This window comes from Streptomyces sp. NPDC053069 (genome assembly GCF_044546895.1).
Lineage (GTDB): Bacteria > Actinomycetota > Actinomycetes > Streptomycetales > Streptomycetaceae > Streptomyces.
In genome coordinates this window covers 492,694-510,155 of sequence record NZ_JBITZN010000003.1, presented here as the reverse complement: position 1 = coordinate 510,155, position 17,462 = coordinate 492,694, and the positions used below count along the sequence as shown (strand labels likewise).

Annotated in this window: 18 protein-coding genes and 2 pseudogenes; 11 read left to right on the top strand and 9 right to left on the bottom strand. The window is 73.8% G+C overall.

The window, feature by feature from the left end:
* The first annotated feature begins 43 nt into the window (after window positions 1-43).
* Both ACIGXP_RS09310 and ACIGXP_RS09305 read left to right on the top strand, forming a co-directional pair.
* Window positions 44-646, top strand: coding sequence for a hypothetical protein (locus tag ACIGXP_RS09310; protein ID WP_399765931.1), 603 nt, complete (start codon window positions 44-46; stop codon window positions 644-646).
* 46 nt (window positions 647-692) lie between these two features.
* Window positions 693-1,403 (top strand): YcnI family protein, encoded by a 711-nt coding sequence (locus tag ACIGXP_RS09305; protein ID WP_399765929.1) that lies wholly within the window; start codon window positions 693-695, stop codon window positions 1,401-1,403.
* A 74-nt stretch (window positions 1,404-1,477) separates the two neighbouring features.
* Here ACIGXP_RS09305 and ACIGXP_RS09300 read toward each other — a convergent pair whose 3' ends face one another.
* Window positions 1,478-2,239 (bottom strand): CDP-alcohol phosphatidyltransferase family protein, encoded by a 762-nt coding sequence (locus tag ACIGXP_RS09300; RefSeq protein ID WP_363220049.1) that lies wholly within the window; start codon window positions 2,237-2,239, stop codon window positions 1,478-1,480.
* 107 nt (window positions 2,240-2,346) lie between these two features.
* Here ACIGXP_RS09300 and ACIGXP_RS09295 point away from each other — a divergent pair, with 107 nt between their 5' ends.
* The 5 genes and pseudogenes from ACIGXP_RS09295 to ACIGXP_RS09275 all read left to right on the top strand — a co-directional run.
* Window positions 2,347-3,330, top strand: coding sequence for a zinc-binding alcohol dehydrogenase (locus ACIGXP_RS09295; RefSeq protein ID WP_399765925.1), 984 nt, complete (start codon window positions 2,347-2,349; stop codon window positions 3,328-3,330).
* A 116-nt stretch (window positions 3,331-3,446) separates the two neighbouring features.
* Window positions 3,447-3,845 carry a 6-carboxytetrahydropterin synthase gene (locus ACIGXP_RS09290; RefSeq protein WP_363220051.1) on the top strand — a complete coding sequence of 133 codons (399 nt, stop codon included), beginning with the start codon at window positions 3,447-3,449 and terminating at the stop codon, window positions 3,843-3,845.
* A gap of 104 nt (window positions 3,846-3,949) precedes the next feature.
* Window positions 3,950-5,095 carry a glycosyltransferase family 4 protein gene (locus ACIGXP_RS09285; RefSeq protein ID WP_399766155.1) on the top strand — a complete coding sequence of 382 codons (1,146 nt, stop codon included), beginning with the start codon at window positions 3,950-3,952 and terminating at the stop codon, window positions 5,093-5,095.
* A complete protein-coding gene (locus ACIGXP_RS09280; RefSeq protein WP_399765922.1) occupies window positions 5,092-6,282 on the top strand; it encodes a class I SAM-dependent methyltransferase in 1,191 nt (396 codons plus the stop codon). Before ACIGXP_RS09285 ends, ACIGXP_RS09280 begins: the two co-directional genes overlap by 4 nt.
* A pseudogene (locus tag ACIGXP_RS09275) lies at window positions 6,279-7,406 on the top strand (lysylphosphatidylglycerol synthase domain-containing protein); the annotation flags it as partial. The gene ACIGXP_RS09280 and the pseudogene ACIGXP_RS09275, both read left to right, overlap by 4 nt.
* Window positions 7,407-7,576: 170 nt before the next feature.
* Here the strand turns inward: ACIGXP_RS09275 and ACIGXP_RS09270 are convergent.
* Window positions 7,577-8,365, bottom strand: a complete 789-nt coding sequence (locus ACIGXP_RS09270) for a creatininase family protein (protein WP_399765919.1) — start codon at window positions 8,363-8,365, stop codon at window positions 7,577-7,579.
* 38 nt (window positions 8,366-8,403) lie between these two features.
* Here ACIGXP_RS09270 and ribA point away from each other — a divergent pair, with 38 nt between their 5' ends.
* A complete protein-coding gene (gene ribA / locus ACIGXP_RS09265; protein WP_363220054.1) occupies window positions 8,404-9,075 on the top strand; it encodes a GTP cyclohydrolase II in 672 nt (223 codons plus the stop codon).
* A 65-nt stretch (window positions 9,076-9,140) separates the two neighbouring features.
* Here the strand turns inward: ribA and ACIGXP_RS09260 are convergent, their stop codons facing one another.
* The 3 genes from ACIGXP_RS09260 to ACIGXP_RS09250 form a co-directional block, all read right to left on the bottom strand.
* The gene (locus tag ACIGXP_RS09260) at window positions 9,141-10,364 is read right to left on the bottom strand and encodes a serine hydrolase domain-containing protein (protein WP_399765915.1); all 1,224 of its coding nucleotides are present in this window, start codon (window positions 10,362-10,364) and stop codon (window positions 9,141-9,143) included.
* A gap of 558 nt (window positions 10,365-10,922) precedes the next feature.
* Window positions 10,923-12,389 carry an MFS transporter gene (locus tag ACIGXP_RS09255; protein WP_399765912.1) on the bottom strand — a complete coding sequence of 489 codons (1,467 nt, stop codon included), beginning with the start codon at window positions 12,387-12,389 and terminating at the stop codon, window positions 10,923-10,925.
* Entirely contained in the window at window positions 12,386-12,967 is a 582-nt protein-coding gene (locus ACIGXP_RS09250) for a TetR/AcrR family transcriptional regulator (RefSeq protein WP_399765909.1), read from the bottom strand. Before ACIGXP_RS09250 ends, ACIGXP_RS09255 begins: the two co-directional genes overlap by 4 nt.
* 113 nt (window positions 12,968-13,080) lie before the next feature.
* Between ACIGXP_RS09250 and ACIGXP_RS09245 the strand changes: the two genes are divergently transcribed.
* On the top strand, window positions 13,081-13,518 hold the full coding sequence (locus ACIGXP_RS09245; protein WP_363220096.1) for a PPOX class F420-dependent oxidoreductase: 438 nt from the start codon (window positions 13,081-13,083) through the stop codon (window positions 13,516-13,518).
* A 14-nt stretch (window positions 13,519-13,532) separates the two neighbouring features.
* On the opposite strand, the gene ACIGXP_RS09240 is transcribed toward ACIGXP_RS09245, so the two are convergent.
* Window positions 13,533-14,573 carry an NAD(P)-dependent oxidoreductase gene (locus ACIGXP_RS09240; RefSeq protein ID WP_399765905.1) on the bottom strand — a complete coding sequence of 347 codons (1,041 nt, stop codon included), beginning with the start codon at window positions 14,571-14,573 and terminating at the stop codon, window positions 13,533-13,535.
* Here ACIGXP_RS09240 and ACIGXP_RS09235 point away from each other — a divergent pair.
* Both ACIGXP_RS09235 and ACIGXP_RS09230 read left to right on the top strand, forming a co-directional pair.
* Window positions 14,515-15,111 carry a TetR/AcrR family transcriptional regulator gene (locus ACIGXP_RS09235; protein WP_399765903.1) on the top strand — a complete coding sequence of 199 codons (597 nt, stop codon included), beginning with the start codon at window positions 14,515-14,517 and terminating at the stop codon, window positions 15,109-15,111. The genes ACIGXP_RS09240 and ACIGXP_RS09235 overlap by 59 nt on opposite strands.
* A gap of 69 nt (window positions 15,112-15,180) precedes the next feature.
* On the top strand, window positions 15,181-15,534 hold the full coding sequence (locus tag ACIGXP_RS09230) for a VOC family protein (RefSeq protein WP_399765900.1): 354 nt from the start codon (window positions 15,181-15,183) through the stop codon (window positions 15,532-15,534).
* Window positions 15,535-15,601: 67 nt separating this feature from the next.
* On the opposite strand, the gene ACIGXP_RS09225 is transcribed toward ACIGXP_RS09230, so the two are convergent.
* The 3 genes and pseudogenes from ACIGXP_RS09225 to gnd form a co-directional block, all read right to left on the bottom strand.
* Window positions 15,602-16,267, bottom strand: coding sequence for a TetR/AcrR family transcriptional regulator (locus tag ACIGXP_RS09225; RefSeq protein WP_399765898.1), 666 nt, complete (start codon window positions 16,265-16,267; stop codon window positions 15,602-15,604).
* 151 nt (window positions 16,268-16,418) lie between these two features.
* Window positions 16,419-16,589: pseudogene (locus ACIGXP_RS09220) on the bottom strand (histidine phosphatase family protein); the annotation flags it as partial.
* Window positions 16,582-17,460, bottom strand: a complete 879-nt coding sequence (gnd, locus tag ACIGXP_RS09215) for a phosphogluconate dehydrogenase (NAD(+)-dependent, decarboxylating) (protein ID WP_363220101.1) — start codon at window positions 17,458-17,460, stop codon at window positions 16,582-16,584. The pseudogene ACIGXP_RS09220 and the gene gnd, both read right to left, overlap by 8 nt.
* Window positions 17,461-17,462 lie beyond the last annotated feature (2 nt).

The following is a 17,462-nucleotide window of genomic DNA, read 5'->3' as shown; positions in this document are numbered from 1 at the left end:
CGCGTATCACCCAGCCGTGGGAGGATCCCTCACCATGAGTCCCATGAGCGCGTCCCCGGCGGTGAGAGCCCTGCGTGCCGCGGTGTTCGCCGCGGTGTGCGTGCTGCTCGCCGCCGCCGGGCACGGCCTTGCCATGGGCGCCATGCCGCCGCTGTGGGCCGACGCGGCCGGTTTCCTCGCCGTGTTCGCGCTCGGCTGGGTCCTCGGCGGCCGGGAGCGGTCGCTGCCCGGCATCGGTGCGGCCACGCTGCTCACCCAGGCCGGACTGCACCTCGGCTTCGACGCCGCGCGCCCCGGCTTCGGGACCGCGCACATGGCCGCCATGCCGGGGCACACCATGGCCGCGATGCACACGCACGCCCAGGTGACAGCGCATCTCACCGGCCACGCCACCGCCGCCCACGTCCTCGCCGCGCTCGCCGCCTCCTGGTGGCTGCGGCGGGGTGAGGCCGCCCTGTGGTCGCTGCTGCGCCGGGCCGCCACGCTCGTACCCGGTCTCTTCGCCTGGTGGCGCGGCTCCCCGCTGCCCGCCCCCGCCGGTGCCGCCCCGCGGGTCCCGGTCGCCCCCGCCCCGCCCCGCCCGGCCCTGCTGCGGCACGCGGTCAGCCGGCGCGGACCCCCGGCCCCGATCCCGTACTCGCTCTGACCCCGAACGACCCATCACCCGTACGGAGATCGACTCACCCATGTCCATGTCCGCAGCACGTCTCACCGCGCGCCGCGCCGGAACCGTCGCCGCCGTCGGCGCCGCGACGGTCCTGTTCGCCGCCGGTGCCGCCTTCGCGCACGTCACCGTCCACCCCGAGAGCTACGCCAAGGGAGCCACCGACGGTGTGCTGACCTTCCGCGTCCCGAACGAGGAGGACAGCGCCTCCACCACCAAGGTGCAGGTCTTCCTGCCCACCGACCACCCCGTCCTCGGCGTGCTCGTCCACCCGCAGGACGGCTGGACCGCCAAGGTCACCACCACCAAGCTCAAGACGCCGGTCAAGACCGACGACGGCACCATCACCGAGGCCGCCTCCGAGATCACCTTCACCGGCGGGAAGATCGGCGCCGGGCAGTACGAGGACTTCGACGTCGCCTTCGGTCAACTTCCCGACAACACAGACCAGTTGGTGTTCAAGACCCTGCAGACCTACTCCGACGGCAAGGTCGCGCGCTGGATCGAGGAGCCGACGGGCGGAGAGGAGCCGGAGAACCCGGCCCCGGTGCTGAAGCTGACGGCCGGTGATGCCACCGCCGCGCCGGCGCCCGCCAAGACCGCCGCCGCCACCGCCGAAGCGGCCGGCACGAGCGACTCCACCGCCCGTGGGCTCGGCATCGCCGGCCTGGCCGTCGGCGTCCTCGGCCTCGCGGCCGCCGCGTTCGCGATCGTACGCAGCCGGGCGGCACGGTCGTAACAGCCGAAGAAGCATGACGAAGGGCCCGGACCGGTCACCCGGTCCGGGCCCTCTGCGTCGCCGTCGGGCCGCGCTCAGCGCGCCGCCAGCTCCAGGACCTGCACCCCGGCCGCCGGCTCCACGGGCATCCGGGAGGTGCGCCACAGCCACCGCACGTCCCTGCCGAAGGACCACACCAGCGAGCCCAGCGCCAGCAGGACGACCGCGAGGTTCGCCAGGTGGGGGAGCAGTTCGGCGCCGGCCAGGAGCAGGCACACCCCCTGGACGGCGGCGACGGTCTTGCGGGCGAAGGACGGCGGCAGCGGGGCGTTCAGCCAGGGGGCCAGCCGGGCGGCGGCGACGAAGGCGTACCGCATGCCGCCGATCAGCAGCACCCACGGGCCGAGTTGCATGGACACGTACACGCTCAGCACCAGGATCAGGAACGCGTCGACCTCCATGTCGAAGCGCGCGCCGAGCGCCGTCGAGGTCCCCGTGCGGCGGGCCACCTTGCCGTCGACGCCGTCCAGGAGCAGGGCGACCGCGGTCAGGCCGACCAGCAGCGTCACCGGCGGCGCGCTCTCGAAGGAGTCCGCGACCAGCGCGGTCACCCCGCCCACCAGGGTCGCCCGGCCGAGCGTGACCCGGTTCGCGGGGCCGAAGGAGCGCAGGGGGGAGCGGTGCAGCGCACGGGCCAGCACCGCCCAGGTGGCGAACGCGAACGCCAGCCCCGTAAGCCAGCCGGCCGGCCCCATGCCGATCGCCGTGCCGAGCAGCGCGAGCAGCAGCAGCTGTACGCCCGCTCCCACAGCGGTCTCCTGCTGGAGCCTCGCGTCATACGTGTTGTTCAGGGCCACCGCACACCCTCCGGCCGAGTGACAGAGTCGATCAACGCCGCGTACTGTGCGCGGCCTGTGCACTTCTCGGTACGTGAACAACTTCCCTATCGTTCAGGAGGATGCCGATGAACCGCTCGGCACGGGCGTTCTGGCTGCGCTCACCCGGCCACGGCGAGCTGCGCGACGTCACCTTCGCGGCGCCCGCCGAGGGCGAGGTCCTGGTGCGCGCCCTGTACTCCGGGGTGAGCCGCGGCACGGAGACGCTCGTCTTCCGCGGCGGGGTGCCGCAGAGCCAACACGCCCTGATGCGGGCGCCGTTCCAGGAGGGCGACTTCCCTGGTCCGGTCAAGTACGGCTACCTCAGCGTCGGCGAGGTGGAAGAGGGGCCGGCCGAGCTGATCGGACGTACGGTCTTCTGCCTCTACCCGCATCAGAGCCGTTACGTCGTCCCGGCGAGCGCCGTGACCGTCGTGCCCGAACGGGTCCCCGCCGCGCGGGCCGTGCTCGCCGGAACCGTGGAGACCGCCGTCAACGCCCTGTGGGACGCGACGCCGCTGATCGGCGACCGGATCGCGGTGGTCGGCGGTGGCATGGTCGGCTGCTCGGTGGCCGCGCTGCTCGCCCGCTTCCCGGGCGTCAGGCTGCAGCTCGTCGACGCCGACCCGGCCCGCGCCAGGACCGCCGAGGCGCTCGGCGTCGACTTCGCCACGCCCGACGGCGCCCTCGGCGACTGCGACCTCGTGGTGCACGCCAGCGCCACCGAGGCCGGCCTCACCCGCGCCCTGCAACTCCTCGCGCCCGAGGGCACGGTCGTGGAACTGAGCTGGTACGGCGACCGGCGCGTGGCCCTGCCGCTCGGCGAGGCCTTCCACTCCCGCCGGCTCACCGTGCGCAGCAGCCAGGTCGGCACCGTGTCCCCGGCCGCCCGCCCCGGCCGCGGCTACGGCGACCGGATGGCGCTCGCCCTCGACCTGCTCGCCGACCCGGCACTGGACGCGCTCATCACCGGGGAGAGCGCTTTCGAGGAACTCCCGGACGTCCTGCCGAAGCTCGCCTCGGGCGAGGTCCCCGCCCTGTGCCACCGGGTCCGGTACGCGGAACCGGCCTGACCTGAGAAAAGAGTGAGAGGGGGCTGAACGCGGGGAGGCGGAGAGCCGTACTATCCGGCATCCCCCGACGGGTAAGGACCGGGGGACCAGACGCGCCGTACCTGGAGGGTCGTCCGTTGTTCAGCATCACCGTCCGCGATCACATCATGATCGCCCACAGCTTCCGCGGCGAGGTGTTCGGGCCCGCGCAGCGCCTGCACGGCGCCACGTTCCTGGTGGACGCAACCTTCCGCCGCGAGCAGCTGGACGAGGACAACATCGTGGTCGACATCGGCCTGGCCACGCAGGAACTGAGCGCCATCACCGCCGAGCTGAACTACCGCAACCTCGACGACGAACCCGAGTTCGCCGGCATCAACACCTCTACCGAGTTCCTCGCCAAGGTCATCGCCGACCGGCTCGCCGAACGCGTCCACAAGGGCGCGCTCGGCGAGGGCGCCAAGGGACTCGCGGGTATCGGCGTCACCCTACACGAGTCCCATGTCGCCTGGGCGAGTTACGAGCGTGGCCTGTGACCGGGGCGACCACGGCGCCGGCGCGGCTGGCCTATGTGCCGGCGCAGCCCACCGCCGACGAGAAGCCCACCGCCGAGGAGAAGGCCACCGTCGAGGACGAGGCCATCGCCGTCGAGAAGGCCATCGCCGTCGAGAAGGCCGGAATCGTCCCCATGTCCCTGCGCACCGTCCACTTCGTCCTGCCGGGCGGCGTCGACGACCCGGCCGCGCCCAGCGGCGGCAACGCCTACGACCGCCGGGTCAGCCTGGACCTGCCCGGCTTCGGCTGGCAGGTCACCCCGCACGCCGCTCCCGGCACCTGGCCGCGCCCCGACCGCGCGGCCCGCGACGGCCTCGCCCGCACCCTGCGGGACCTGCCGGACGACGCGGTCGTCCTGCTGGACGGGCTCGTCGCCTGCGCCGTCCCGGAGGTCATCACCGCGGAGACCGGCCGGCTCCGCCTGGCGGTGCTCGTCCACCTTCCGCTCGGCGACGAGACCGGTCTCGACCCGGCCGTCGCCGCCGACCTCGACGCCCGCGAACGCGCCGTGCTGCGTGCCGTGCCCGCTGTGATCGCGACCAGCGACTGGGCGGTGCGCCGACTGCTCTCCCACCACGGCCTCGCCCCCGAACGCGTGCATGCCGCCGCGCCCGGCGCCGACATCGCGCCGCTCGCGCCCGGCACCGACGGCGTGTCCCGGCTGCTGTGCGTGGCCGCGGTCACCCCGCGCAAGGGCCAGCACCGGCTCGTGGAGGCGCTCGCGACGGTACGGGACCTGCCGTGGACCTGCGAACTGGTCGGCGGACTCGGCCACGATCCGGCGTACGTCGCCCACTTGCGGGAACTGATCGCCCGGTACGGCCTCGCCGACCGGCTGCACCTGACCGGCCCGCGCTCCGGCGCGGACCTCGACGCCACGTACGCCGCCGCCGACCTGATGGTCCTCACCTCCTACGCCGAGACCTACGGCATGGCGGTCACCGAGGCGCTGGCCCGCGGTGTCCCGGTCCTCGCCACCGACGTGGGCGGCCTGCCGGAGGCGGTCGGCCGTGCCCCCGACGGCGGGGTGCCCGGCATCCTCGTCCCGCCGGAGGACCCCGCCGCGCTCGCCGCCGAACTGCGCGGCTGGTTCGGCGAGCCCGACGTGCGCCGCCGGCTCAAGGCCGCGGCCCGCGCCCGCCGCGCCGCACTCGACGGCTGGGCCACCACCGCCCGCAGCCTGGCCGGAGTCCTCGCACGACTCCCCGAAACCCCGAGGAGGGCGGCATGACCGGCCCGCACACCACGACAAACGGCATCTCGTCGATACCGGCCCAGTCCGGGCCGAGGCAGGTACGCGCGCTGCGCGGTGCCGAGGCGGAGCCGGTACCCGACGCCGGTCGCGAGGAGGCCCGCACTCCGGCCGCCGCGGCGGGTGCGCAGGCGGCGGAGAGCACTGCGGACTTGAGCGGCCAGGTCGTCGCCGGGGGCGGGGAGAGCGGTGCCGCCCACGGGGCGGTGGGAGACGGGGAGTTCGGCGGTGCCGTCGGTGGTGGTGAGGAGACCGGGGTGGTCGCCGGAGCCGGGCCCGTGGGGAGTCGCGGTGAGCGGGTCACCGTGCGGCTGCGGGACAGCGAGCCCGAGGAGCCGCCCCGGTACGCGCCCGAATGGCTGCGGCTCAGGGAAGGGGCCGACGCGGCCGCCCGCGCGGAGGAACTGCTGGACGCGTTGCGGATCCGGCTGGCGAACCCGCCCGGCCGCACCGGCGCACTGACCGTGCACGACCTGGGCTGCGGCACCGGCTCGATGGGCCGCTGGCTCGCGCCCCGCCTGGACGGATCCCAGCACTGGGTCCTGCACGACCGCGACCCCTACCTGCTGCACTTCGCCGCCGTCGGCTCCCCGCGCTCCGCCGCCGACGGCAGCGGCGTCACCGTCGAGACCCGGCGCGGCGACGTGGCCCGGCTCACCCCGGACGCGCTGGCCGGGGCCTCGCTGGTCACCGCCTCCGCGCTGCTCGACGTCCTCACCCGCGAGGAGGTCGTCACCCTCGCCGACGCCTGCGCGGGGGCCGGCTGCCCCGCGCTGCTCACGCTGTCGGTCGCCGGCCGCGTCGAACTCACCCCGGCCGACCCGCTGGACGCGGAGATCGCCGAGGCGTTCAACGCCCATCAGCGGCGCGCCGGGCTGCTCGGTCCCGACGCGGTCACCGCGGCCTGCGAGGCGTTCGCCGAGCGCGGCGCCGCCGTACGCGTGCATCCGAGCCCGTGGCGACTCGGCCCCGAGGAGTCGGCGCTGACCGAGCAGTGGCTGCGCGGCTGGGTGGGCGCGGCCGTGGAGCAGCGGCCGGAGCTGCGCGACCGTGCCGAGCGCTATCTGCGGGACCGGCTCGCCGCCTGCGCCGCCGGTGAACTGCGGGTCGTGGTCCAGCACAGCGACCTGCTGGCCCTGCCCCGGCCGACGGGCGGGGCGTCATGACCCCGCGGACGGCTGCGGTGGAGGCGGAGCACCGGGTCACCGGAGCCGACGCCCACGCGCGCGTGCTGCCCACCGGCCCGGCGCCCGCCCGCCCGCACGACGCCGGCCTGGTCCGCGCGGCACCCGCGCATGTGCAGAGTGCGGGCCCACACCCCGCACCCGCACACCCTGGCGTGGACGCCGGGCAGACGGCCCGCGCGGCCGGCACCCGGATGCCGGAGCCGTCCTCGTCCTCGCGGTCCTCGCGGTCCTCGCTCACGGAGCCGCCGGCCTCCGAGGCCCCGCAGCCCACCAGCCCCGGCCGTCCCCGACTCCGCGCGCTGCGTAGGCACGTCGGCAGCGTCACCGGCGTCGTCGTCCTCGGCTTCCTGCTGTGGCGGCTGGGCACCGGTGTGCTCCTCGACGGGCTGCGGCGGATCGACACGGTGACGGTGCTGGCCGCGCTGGGCATCGGCGCGGCCACCACCGTGCTCAGTGCCTGGCGCTGGCAGTTGGTGGCCCGCGGCCTGCGCATCCGGCTGCCGCTGGGCCCCGCCGTCGCCGACTACTACCGGGCGCTGTTCCTGAACGCGGCGCTGCCCGGCGGGATCCTGGGCGATGTACACCGGGCGGTCCGGCACGGACAGAGCGCCGGTGACCTGCGGCGCGGGGTGAAGGCCGTCGTACTGGAACGCGTCGCCGGGCAGATCGCGCTGGCCGTGTTCGCCGTGGCGGTGCTGCCGACGCTGCCGTCCCCGGTCCGCGCCGAGGCCCGCGACTTCGCCCCGCTGGTGGCCCTCGCGGCGGCCGGGGCGCTCGCCGTCGGCCTCGCCGTCCGCATGAACCGCGCGCCCTCGCGCCGGACCGGAGCCCTGCGCACCGCCCTCGGCGAGGCACGCCGGGGCCTGCTCTCCCGTCGCGGCGGCCCGGGCATCGCCGTGTCCTCCGCTCTCGTCCTGGCCGGGCACCTGGCGATGTTCGTCGTGGCGGCCCGGGTCGCCGGCTGTGCCGCCCCCGTCGCGGTACTGGTCCCGCTCGCGGTCCTCGCCCTGGTCGCCATGGGTCTGCCGCTGAACGTCGGCGGCTTCGGCCCCCGCGAGGGCGTGACCGCCTGGGCGTTCGGCGCCGCCGGTCTCGGCGCGAGCACCGGTGTCGCCGTCGCCGTCGTGTACGGCGTACTCAGCTTCGTGGCGAGCCTGCCCGGCGCCCTTGTCCTCGCCGCGCGCTGGTACGCCGGTCTGCGCCCCGCCGGCGCGCCGGCGGACCCCGGCCCGGCCGCCGTGACCGAGGAGCCGGGCCCCGCTGCCGCCGGGGACTACCCGCGCCCCTCCGCCGAGGTGAGCAACGCGAAATACGGTGCGAAGGATTCCGCCAGGCTCGCCAGGAGTTCCTTCCCCTTTTCCGCCGACCCCAGGGAAGGACGGCCGATGACACCCGATTCGGTATAGGCGGACATTCCCACGGTGAGCAGATGACGACGGTCGTCAGCGGTGAAATCGGCGGACTCGTAACCAGGGCGGACGAATTCGGGGTGAGCGTGCAGCAGAATCGAGGTCTCGATTTCTCCCGCGTGCATGTCGGTGAGCAGCGAGGTGTGCACCCCCGCCCGCTCCCGGGCCGACTCCCAGTCCTCGGCGGCCGGGAACAGTGCCATCCGCTCGCCGCACGCGGAGGCCTCCTGGACGACGTTGCCCAGCACGTAGTTGCCGCCGTGCCCGTTGACCACGACCAGCGCGCCGACGCCCGAGCGGCGCAGCGACGCCGCGATGTCCCGGACCACCGCATGGAGGGTCACGGAGGAGATGCTGACGGTCCCCGGCCAGTTGGCGTGCTCGTGCGAGCAGGAGACCGTCACCGGAGGAAGGAGGTGCACCGGGTACGCGGCGGCGATCTCCCGCGCCACGGCGCAGGCGACGAGCGTGTCGGTCGCCAGCGGAAGGAACGGACCGTGCTGTTCGAAGCTCCCGACGGGGAGGACGGCGACCTGTGCTGAAACGCCCGCCCCCCGCCTCCGTACGTCTTCCGTGGTGTCCGTCGGCAGCACGCCGTTCGCCACGTCGTACGTCCCCTCGCCTGCCGCCGCACGCGCGCCCGAACCACTCATCTTTTCACGGCCTTTCGTCTCTGCTTAGGAATCAGATCATGACAGAAAACACCGGCGCCAACCTCGGCGTACTCGGCAAGAAGTCCTCGCGGCGGTCGGGCGTGGAACGCGTCGTGAATGCACCGCTGCCCACCGTGTACGGGAAATTCCAGGCGATCGGCTACCTGGACCACGACCTCGGTGACGAGCAAGTGGCCCTGGTGTACGGCGACATCGGCACCGAGAACGTGCTGACCCGGCTGCACTCCGAGTGCCTGACCGGGGACGCGTTCGGCTCCCGGCACTGCGAGTGCGGCGACCAGCTGGAGGCCGCCCTGCGCGCCGTGGTCGCCGAAGGCAGCGGGATCGTCGTCTACTTGCGGGGCCACGAGGGCCGCGGGATTGGACTGCTCGCCAAGCTGCGCGCGATGGCACTGCAGGCGGAGGGCCTGGACACGGTGGAGGCGAACCTCGCGCTCGGCCTGCCCGTGGACGCCCGTGACTACGGCGTCGCGGCCGGGATCCTGCGCGACCTCGGGGTGCGCTCGGTACGCCTGATGTCCAACAACCCGCGCAAGCGGGAGGCGCTGGTCCGGCACGGCGTCCAGGTCGCCGAGCAGGTGCCGCTGCTGATCGAGCCGTGCGAGAGCAACATCACCTATCTGCGCACCAAGCGGGAGCGGATGGACCACATCCTGCCCCATCTGGACGCCGTCGCGCACGGCTCCTGAAGCCGGACCGTGCGGCCCGCCGCCGCTCCCCATGGGGGACGAGCGGCGGGCGGCGTCCTCGGCGCTCAGTCCACCAGTGCCGCGTGCACGAGCCGCCGCAGCTCCGGGAAGATCTTCAGCGTCTTCGGGCGCATCTGCGTCATGAACTGCACCGTGAGCTCATGGGCCGGGTCGACCCAGAACGCGGTCGTGGCCACACCGGTCCAGCCGTACGTGCCGAGGGTGGACGGGGCCGGGGTGCGGGACGGGTCGGTCACCACCGACACGTTGAAGCCGAAGCCGAGCCCGTCGTTGCCCCGCTCCTGATGGACGGGTGCGCCGAAGGACCGCAGCGTCGCGCCGCCGGGCAGCTGATTGCGGGTCATCTGCGCGACGCTGTCCGCGGACAGCAGCCGGACACCGTCCAGTTCGCCGCCCCGGCGCAGCATCTCCATGAACCGGTGGAAGTCGTACGCGGAGGAGACCAGGCCGCCGCTGCCGGACAGGAACCGCGGCCGGCCGTGCACCGGCAGTCCCGGCACGGGCTCGATCCCGCCGTCGTCCGTCTCCCCGTACAACTCGGCCAGTCGGCCCGTATGTCCGGGCCCGAGGTGGAAGCCGGTGTCGGTCATGCCGAGCGGACGCAGGATCCGCTCGGTGAAGAACGCGTCCAGCGGCTGCCCGGACACCACCTCGACGACCCGGCCCAGCACGTTCGAGGCGACCGAGTAGTTCCACTGTGTGCCGGGATCGAACTGCAGGGGCATGCGCGCGTACACCGCGACCGTCTCGGCGAGGTTCTTGCCCGGCGGGACGGAGTACTCCAGGCCGGCCTCGCGGTACAGGGCGTCGACGGGGTGACGGTAGTAGAAGCCGAAGGTGAGGCCGGCGGTGTGGGTGAGCAGATGGCGGATCAGGATCGGGCCTGCGGCCGGGCGGGTGCGCACCTCGGCGCCCGAACCGCCCTCGTACACCACCGGGTCGGCGAATGCGGGCAGATGGCGGTCCAGTGGGTCGTCCAGGGACAGCCTGCCCTCCTCCGCCAGCAGCAGCACGGCGACCGCGGTGACCGGCTTGGTCATCGAGTAGATCCGCCACAGGGTGTCCGCCTCGACCGGCAGGCCGGCCGCGACATCGCGCCGGCCGTATGTGGTGAGATGGGCGACCCGGCCGCCGCGGGACAGGGCCACCAGAAAGCCGGGCAGCCGCCCCTGGTCGACGTAGCGGGCGAACTGCCGGTCCAGGCGGTCCAGCGCCTCGACGTCCAGCCCCGCCTCGCCCGGGTCGGCTTCCTGCCGCAGCTGTGCCATCGCTCTCCTCCGGTCACCTCGTCCGCGATGCCCCGGCCGCCCACCGGAAGCACCCGCCCCTCATCGTCCCGCAGGAGCACCCTTACCCACCCGCTGCTCAGCGCCGCACGTCATCGACGCAACGGCACCGGCAGCGGCCGCCCGCCCCCGTCACCGGACCGCGCCGCCAGGGAGGCGCCAGAGGGTCCCGGGCAGCAGAGGGCTCATGGCCGGCCCGGGGCAGCGGACGGCGGCTTCCGGTCCCACGCGACGAGGGTTTCCCGTGGTGCAGGGCACCAGCCGGGCGGGGGGTGGGTCCGGGCGGCGGATGGTGCCTGTGGTCCAGGAAGACGAAGGGGCGCCCTCGATGCCAGGCAGCGATCGGGCACGGGCGGTCCCTGACGGATGGTCGCTTGCGGCTCCAGGGCATCGAAGGGTGGCCCTCGGTGCGGGCCAGAAGCCGGGCGAGGTGGTTCCGGCAGCGGGTGGTCGCTCGCGGTCCAGGGCAACGAAGGGGCGCCTTGGCGCAGGGCACCAGCCGGGCGAGGGTGGGTCCGGGCGGCGGATGATGCCTGCGGTCTAGGAAGACGAAGGGGCGCCCTCGATGCCAGGCAGCGATCGGGCGCGGGTGGTCCCTGGCAGCGGATCGTCGCCGTCCGGCCCGGGCACCGAACGGTCGTCACCGGCCCCCGGCAGCGCATCCCCGTCACCGGCCCCCGGCAGTGCATCCCCGTCCCCGATGCCGGGCAGTGCATCCCCGTCCCCGATGCCCGGCAGCGCGCGGGCCAGCGGTATGCCGAGTGCTGCGACGGCTGCCAGGACCAGCAGGGCCTGACCGGTTCCGGTGTCCATCAGGGCGGTCGCCGTGGCGACGCCGACGGCCGGGCCGACGTTCAGTGCTGTCTGCTGCAGTCCGCCCGCCACTCCGGCCACCGCCACCTGCGCCCGCCGTACGACCACCTGGGTGGCCGCCACCATCACCGTGCCGAAGCCCGCGCCCAGCAGGGCGAACGCACAGCCGAGCGCCGGCGCGGCGGTGGTGCCGGACAGCACGAGGACACCGAGCGCCAGCAGAGCCGTCGCCGCCGTCGTCGTACCGCGCGCCCCGAACCGGCGCAGCAGCACCGGGCACAGCGCGGCGGACGCCACCATCAGCACCGCCAGGGGCAGACTGCGCAGGGCACTGGGCAACGGGTCGAGGCCGAGCCGGCGTTGCAGCACGTAGGTGGCCACGAACAGGGCGCCGAACAGGGCCGCGGAGACGGCCACCAGCATCCCGAGCGCCGCCCCGACCGCCCGCGAGCCGAGGACCGCGGCCGGCAGCAGCGGGCTCGCCGTACGCCGTTCGTGCCGCACGAGGACGGCGGCGGTGACCGCGGCGGCGGCGAGGCCCGCCACGAAGTCCGGCGGCGCGGTCAGCGCGTGCACCAGGCAGGCCAGGGACACCGCGAGCAGCGCGGCCCCCGGCACGTCCAGCGCTGTCCGGGAGCCCGCGGCGGGCGGCTGTGGCCGCAGCAGGGCCGGCAGGCCGAAGACGAGCGCGGGCAGCACGTTGACGAAGAACACCGCCCGCCAGCCGAGGCCGCCCACCAGCGCCCCGCCCACCAGCGGCCCCGCTGCCGCCGCCAGCCCGATCGCGGCCGTCCGTACGGCGAGCGGCCCGGCCAGCCGGTCCGGCGGGAACGCGGCCCGCAGCATGCCCAGCGTGGCCGGCTGCAACAGCGCGCCGAACACTCCCTGCACCGCCCGCAGTCCGATCACCCAGCCCACCGAGGGCGCGGCACCGATCCCCGCCGACGCCGCCCCGAACCCCAGCAGGCCCAGCGCGAACACCCGCCGCTGCCCGTACCGGTCGCCGAGCCGCCCCGCGAACACCAGCAGGCTCGCCACCGCGACGAGGTACGCCGTACTGGTCCATTGCACCTCGGCGAACGACGCGCCCAAGTCCCCCTGCAGACGGGGCTGGGCGACCGTGAGGACCGTGCCGTCCAGCGCGACGACCACCGCGCCCGCCACACTGCTCGCCAGCGTCCACCGCCGGTTCACCGGTCGCCGTCCGCGCCCAGGTGGGCCGCCAGCACCGCATCGAGCAACCGGCCGAAGTCGTCCTCACCGAGGGCCAGTTGGAGGCTGCGCCAGCGCCACAGCTGGGCGATCCCGTGCAGGTTCGCCCACAGTGCGCCCGCCACCCGCCGTGCGTCGGCCTCGGGCCGCACCTCACCGACCAGCCCGGCGAGCACACCGAACAGGGGCAGACTCGTCTCCCGCAACCCGAGATGTCCGCTCTCCAGCAGGTCGTGACGGAACATCAGCTCGTACATGCCGGGGTTGTGCAGCGCGAACTCCAGATACGTCCGCGCGAGCGCCGCCACCTGTGCGCGCGGGTCGGCGGGCTCGTGTGCGAGTGTGCTGCGCACCCGCTCGGCCAGATCGTCGAAGCCGCGGCGGGCGATGGCCGACAGCAGCTCCAGATGGGTGGGGAAGTAGCGGCGCGGCGCCCCGTGCGAGACGCCGGCGCGCCGGGCGATCTCCCGCAGGGTGAGCGCCTGCAGCCCCTCGGCGGCCAGCAGCTCCGCTCCCACGTCGACCAGACGCTTGCGCAACCCGATGTCGGACTCAGTCATAGACACTGTCTACCAGGCGTGCGTAGACAGTGTCTACCGCGGGTCGCGGGCGGCGCCTGCCGCTCCTCCCGGCTGAGGGAATGCCCGGCGGGCCGCGCAGGGTTGACCCCGTCATGACTCAGGAACCGGCACAGGACGCGCTGCTCGACCTCCTCTCCGACGGCCATGGCGGGGTGCTGGTCACCCTCAAGCGCGACGGCCGTCCCCAGCTGTCCAACGTCAGCCACGCCTACTACCCCGACGAGCGGATCATCCGGATCTCGGTCACCGACGACCGCGCCAAGACCCGCAACCTGCGCCGCGACCCCCGCGCCTCCTACCACGTCACCAGCGCCGACCGCTGGGCGTACACGGTCGCCGAGGGCACGGCCGAGCTGTCCCCGGTCGCCCGGGACCCGCACGACGAGACCGTCGAGGAACTGATCCGGCTGTACCGGGACGTGCTCGGCGAGCACCCGGACTGGGACGACTACCGGGCGGCGATGGTCCGCGACCGACGCCTCGTGGTGCGCCTGCACGTCGACCGGGTCTACGGCGCCCCTAAGCGCTGACCCGCGACGGCCGGCTACGACGCCTCGGCGGACCGGGTCTCGATCGCGCGCAGTACGGCCACCATGTCCTCGCCGCCGTACCCCTGCGCCACCGTCTCCTCGAACAGGGTGTGGCACACGTCGAGGAGCGGTGAGGCCAGCCGCGCCTTGCGCGCCGCCTCGGCGATGAGCCGGTTGTTCTTCAGGACGTCCAGCGCGGCCGCCTGAACCGAGAAGTCCCGCTCACCCAGCTTGGGTGCCTTCATCCGGGAGACCGCGCTGGCCATGGGCCCCGCGTCGAGGACCTTCAGGAACAGCCGGCGGTCCAGGCCCTGGCGCTCGGCGAAGTGGAACGCCTCGGTCAGGCCGGTCACCAGCGTGATCAGGAAGAGGTTCACGGACAACTTCATCAACAGGGCGCCGGGCGCGGGACCGCACACGAACGTCTCCCGGCACAACGGCGCGAGCAGCGGCCGTACGGCGTCCACGGCGTCCGCCTCCCCGGCGAGCATCGCCACCAGCCGGCCCTCCTCCGCCGGCACCCGCGACCCGGAGACGGGCGCCTCGACGTACCCGCCGCCGGCCGCCCGGATGTCCCTCTCCAGGGCGTGGGAGTACTCGGGCGAGGTGGTGCCCATGTGGACGACGGTGCGCCCGGCGACGCGCGCGGCGAACACACGGGTGCCGCGGCCGAGGACGGCGTCGACCGCGGCCTCGTCGGCGAGCATCAGCAGCACCACGTCCGACCGTGCGAACACCTCGTCGGCGTCCGCGGCGACCGAGGCCCCGGCCGCGCGCAGGGCTGCGGTGCGTCCCGGAGTCCGGTTCCAGACCACCAGGGGAGTGCCGGCGGACACCAGGCGCTGCGCCATGGGCCGGCCCATCACACCGAGACCGATGAAACCGACGTGCACGGGGACCGTCCTCTGCTCCCGGAGCGGACTATGACCGCTGTCATAGTAGCGGTCGTTATGACGCCGGTCATAGAGTGGGCGCCGTGAGGAACGGAGGGCCGCGATGAGCGAGGCGAGACGGGGGCCGCGGGAGCGGATGGTCTTCAGCGCCGCCCAGCTCATCCGCCGCGACGGAGTCGCCGCCACCGGTCTGCGCGAGGTCGCCGCGCACGCCGGCGCACCGCGCGGTTCGCTCCAGCACTACTTCCCGGGTGGAAAGGAACAGCTGGTCAACGAGGCGGTCGCCTGGGCCGGACGGTACGCGGGCCGGCGCATCGCCCGTTTTCTGGCGGGACTTGAGGAGCCGACGCCGAGCGCCCTGTTCGCGGCGATGGTCGCGCAGTGGACCGACGAGTACGCGACGGACGGCTTCGCGGCGGGCTGCCCGGTGACCGCCGCCACGGTCGAGTGCACCTCCGCCGCCGGATCGACCCAGGAGGCCGTGGCCGCCGCGTTCACGACCTGGCGGAACCCGCTCGCCGAGGCCCTGGCCGGCATGGGGGTGCCCGGGGCCCGTGCCGCATCCCTCGCCACACTGATGATCAGCACGCTGGAGGGAGCGATCCTCATGGCCCGCGCCGAACGCGACGCAGGCCCCCTGACCACGGCCGTGAGGGAACTCGGCCCGCTCCTCGACGCGGCCGTGAACCCGGCCCCGTGACCGGGCCGCACGGCGGGGCGCAGGCGGCCGGTGCTTGCCCGGACCCCTCCGCCGCACTAGCCTCCGCGCGTGATCAACGGTGCACATGTGGTGCTCTACAGCCGCGACGCGGAGGCCGACCGGGCCTTTCTGCGCGACACCCTCGGCTGGGCGCACGTCGACGCGGGCCACGGCTGGCTGATCTTCCAGGCACCGCCTGCCGAGGTGGCCTGTCACCCCACCGACGGCGAGCCCGCGCACGAGCTGATGCTGATGTGCGACGACCTCGACGCGACGCAGCGTCAACTCGCCGGACATGGCGTGGAGTTCACCCGTCCGGTGGAGGAGGCCCGGTGGGGCCGGGTGACCACCCTGCGCCTGCCGGGCGGCGGTGAACTCACCCTCTACGAGCCGCGCCACCCGAGACCGGATCCCCGCTGCTGATCAACGAACCGGCTCCCCGACCCGGATGTGCAGAGTCAGCCGCGGTGGGCAGCCGGGGCTACGGCGGTCAGCCGGCCGCCCGCTCCGCCGTCAGGTAGGCGATCACCATGTCGCCGAGCATGGTCCGGTAGTGCTCCCGCCGGGCGGGGTCCGCCAGGTCCCGGCCGAACAGGGCGCCGTAGGTGTTCCGGCCGGCGACCCGGAAGAAGCAGAACGAGCTGATCACCGCGTGCAGGTCGACCGCGTCCACATCGGCTGTGAACAGCCCGGACTCCCGCCCCGCGGCGAGGATCCGGCGGATCAGCTCCAGGGCCGGTGAGCCGGTCCTGCCGAGCTTCCCGGAGGCCGCGAGGTGCTCGGCCCCGTGGATGTTCTCGATACCGACCAGCCGGATGAAGTCCGGGTGCCGCTCGTGGTGGTCGAAGGTCAGCTCGGCCAGCCGCCGGATCGCGGCGACCGGGTCCAGGTGCTCGACGTCCAGCTGCTGCTCGGCCTCGCGGATCACTCCGTACGCCCGCTCCAGCACGGCCGTGAACAGCTGCTCCTTGCCGCCGAAGTAGTAGTAGATCATCCGCTTGGTGGTGCGGGTGCGGGCCGCTATCTCGTCCACGCGGGCGCCGTCGTAGCCGGCTCGGGCGAACTCCTGCGTGGCCACGTCCAGGATCTCGGCCTTGGTGCGGGCCGCGTCGCGTACGCGTCCCCCGGGGCGTACCGGTTCTTCGACGCTGGTCATCGCTTTCCTTCGGGCCGGTGGCCGCCGGGGCGGCACGCTCACTGTGCGTGCCGGAGATTGTAGAAGCCGGGCCCGGGGTGGTGGCCGGGATGTTCCTCACAGTCCGCGCGGCTGCGAGCCGTACGGTGTCTCGCTCCCGGAAGGGCCGTCACAGGTCCCAGCCGGGGCGGGTGCGGTGGATGTCGACGGTGGTGACGCCCTCGTAGCCGCCGTAGTGCCACTCGTGCAGATCGGGGTCGGGCACGGCTCCGGTCGGGCCCGCCGGCTCGGCGGTGCGGATTGCCCTGTCCAGCGGGCTGGACAGGGCGAGGGCGTCAGTCCTTCTTCTCGACCGCGTGGCCGCCGAACTGGTTGCGCAGCGCCGCGATCATCTTCATCTGCGGTGAGTCGTCCTGCCGGGAGGCGAACCGGGCGAAGAGCGAGGCCGTGATCGCCGGGAGCGGTACGGCGTTGTCGATCGCCGCCTCCACCGTCCAGCGGCCCTCGCCGGAGTCCTCCGCGTAGCCGCGCAGCTTCTGCAGGTGCTCGTCCTCGTCCAGGGCGTTGACCGCGAGGTCCAGCAGCCAGGAACGGATCACGGTGCCCTCCTGCCAGGAGCGGAACACCTCGCGGACGTTCTCCACCGAGTGCACCTTCTCCAGCAGCTCCCAGCCCTCGGCGTACGCCTGCATCATGGCGTACTCGATGCCGTTGTGGACCATCTTCGAGAAGTGCCCGGCGCCGACCCGGCCCGCGTGGACATAGCCGTACGGGCCCTCCGGCTTGAGCGCCTCGAAGATCGGCTCCAGCGGCTCCACGTGCGCCTTGTCGCCGCCGACCATGAGCGCGTAGCCGTTCTGCAGGCCCCACACCCCGCCGGAGACACCGGCGTCGACGAAGCCGATGCCCTTGATGCCGAGGGCGGCGGCGTGCTTCTCGTCGTCCGTCCAGCGGGAGTTGCCGCCGTCGATCACCGTGTCGCCGGGCTGCAGCAGGTCGCCCAGTTCGTCGATGACGGTCTGCGTGGCGGTGCCGGCCGGGACCATCACCCACACATGGCGTGGCGCGTCCAGCTTCTCGACCAGTTCGGCGAGGGACTTGACGTCGGAGACCTCGGGATTGCGGTCGTAGCCGATGACGGTGTGGCCGGCGCGGCGGATCCGCTCGCGCATGTTGCCGCCCATCTTGCCGAGACCGATGAGACCGAGCTGCATGA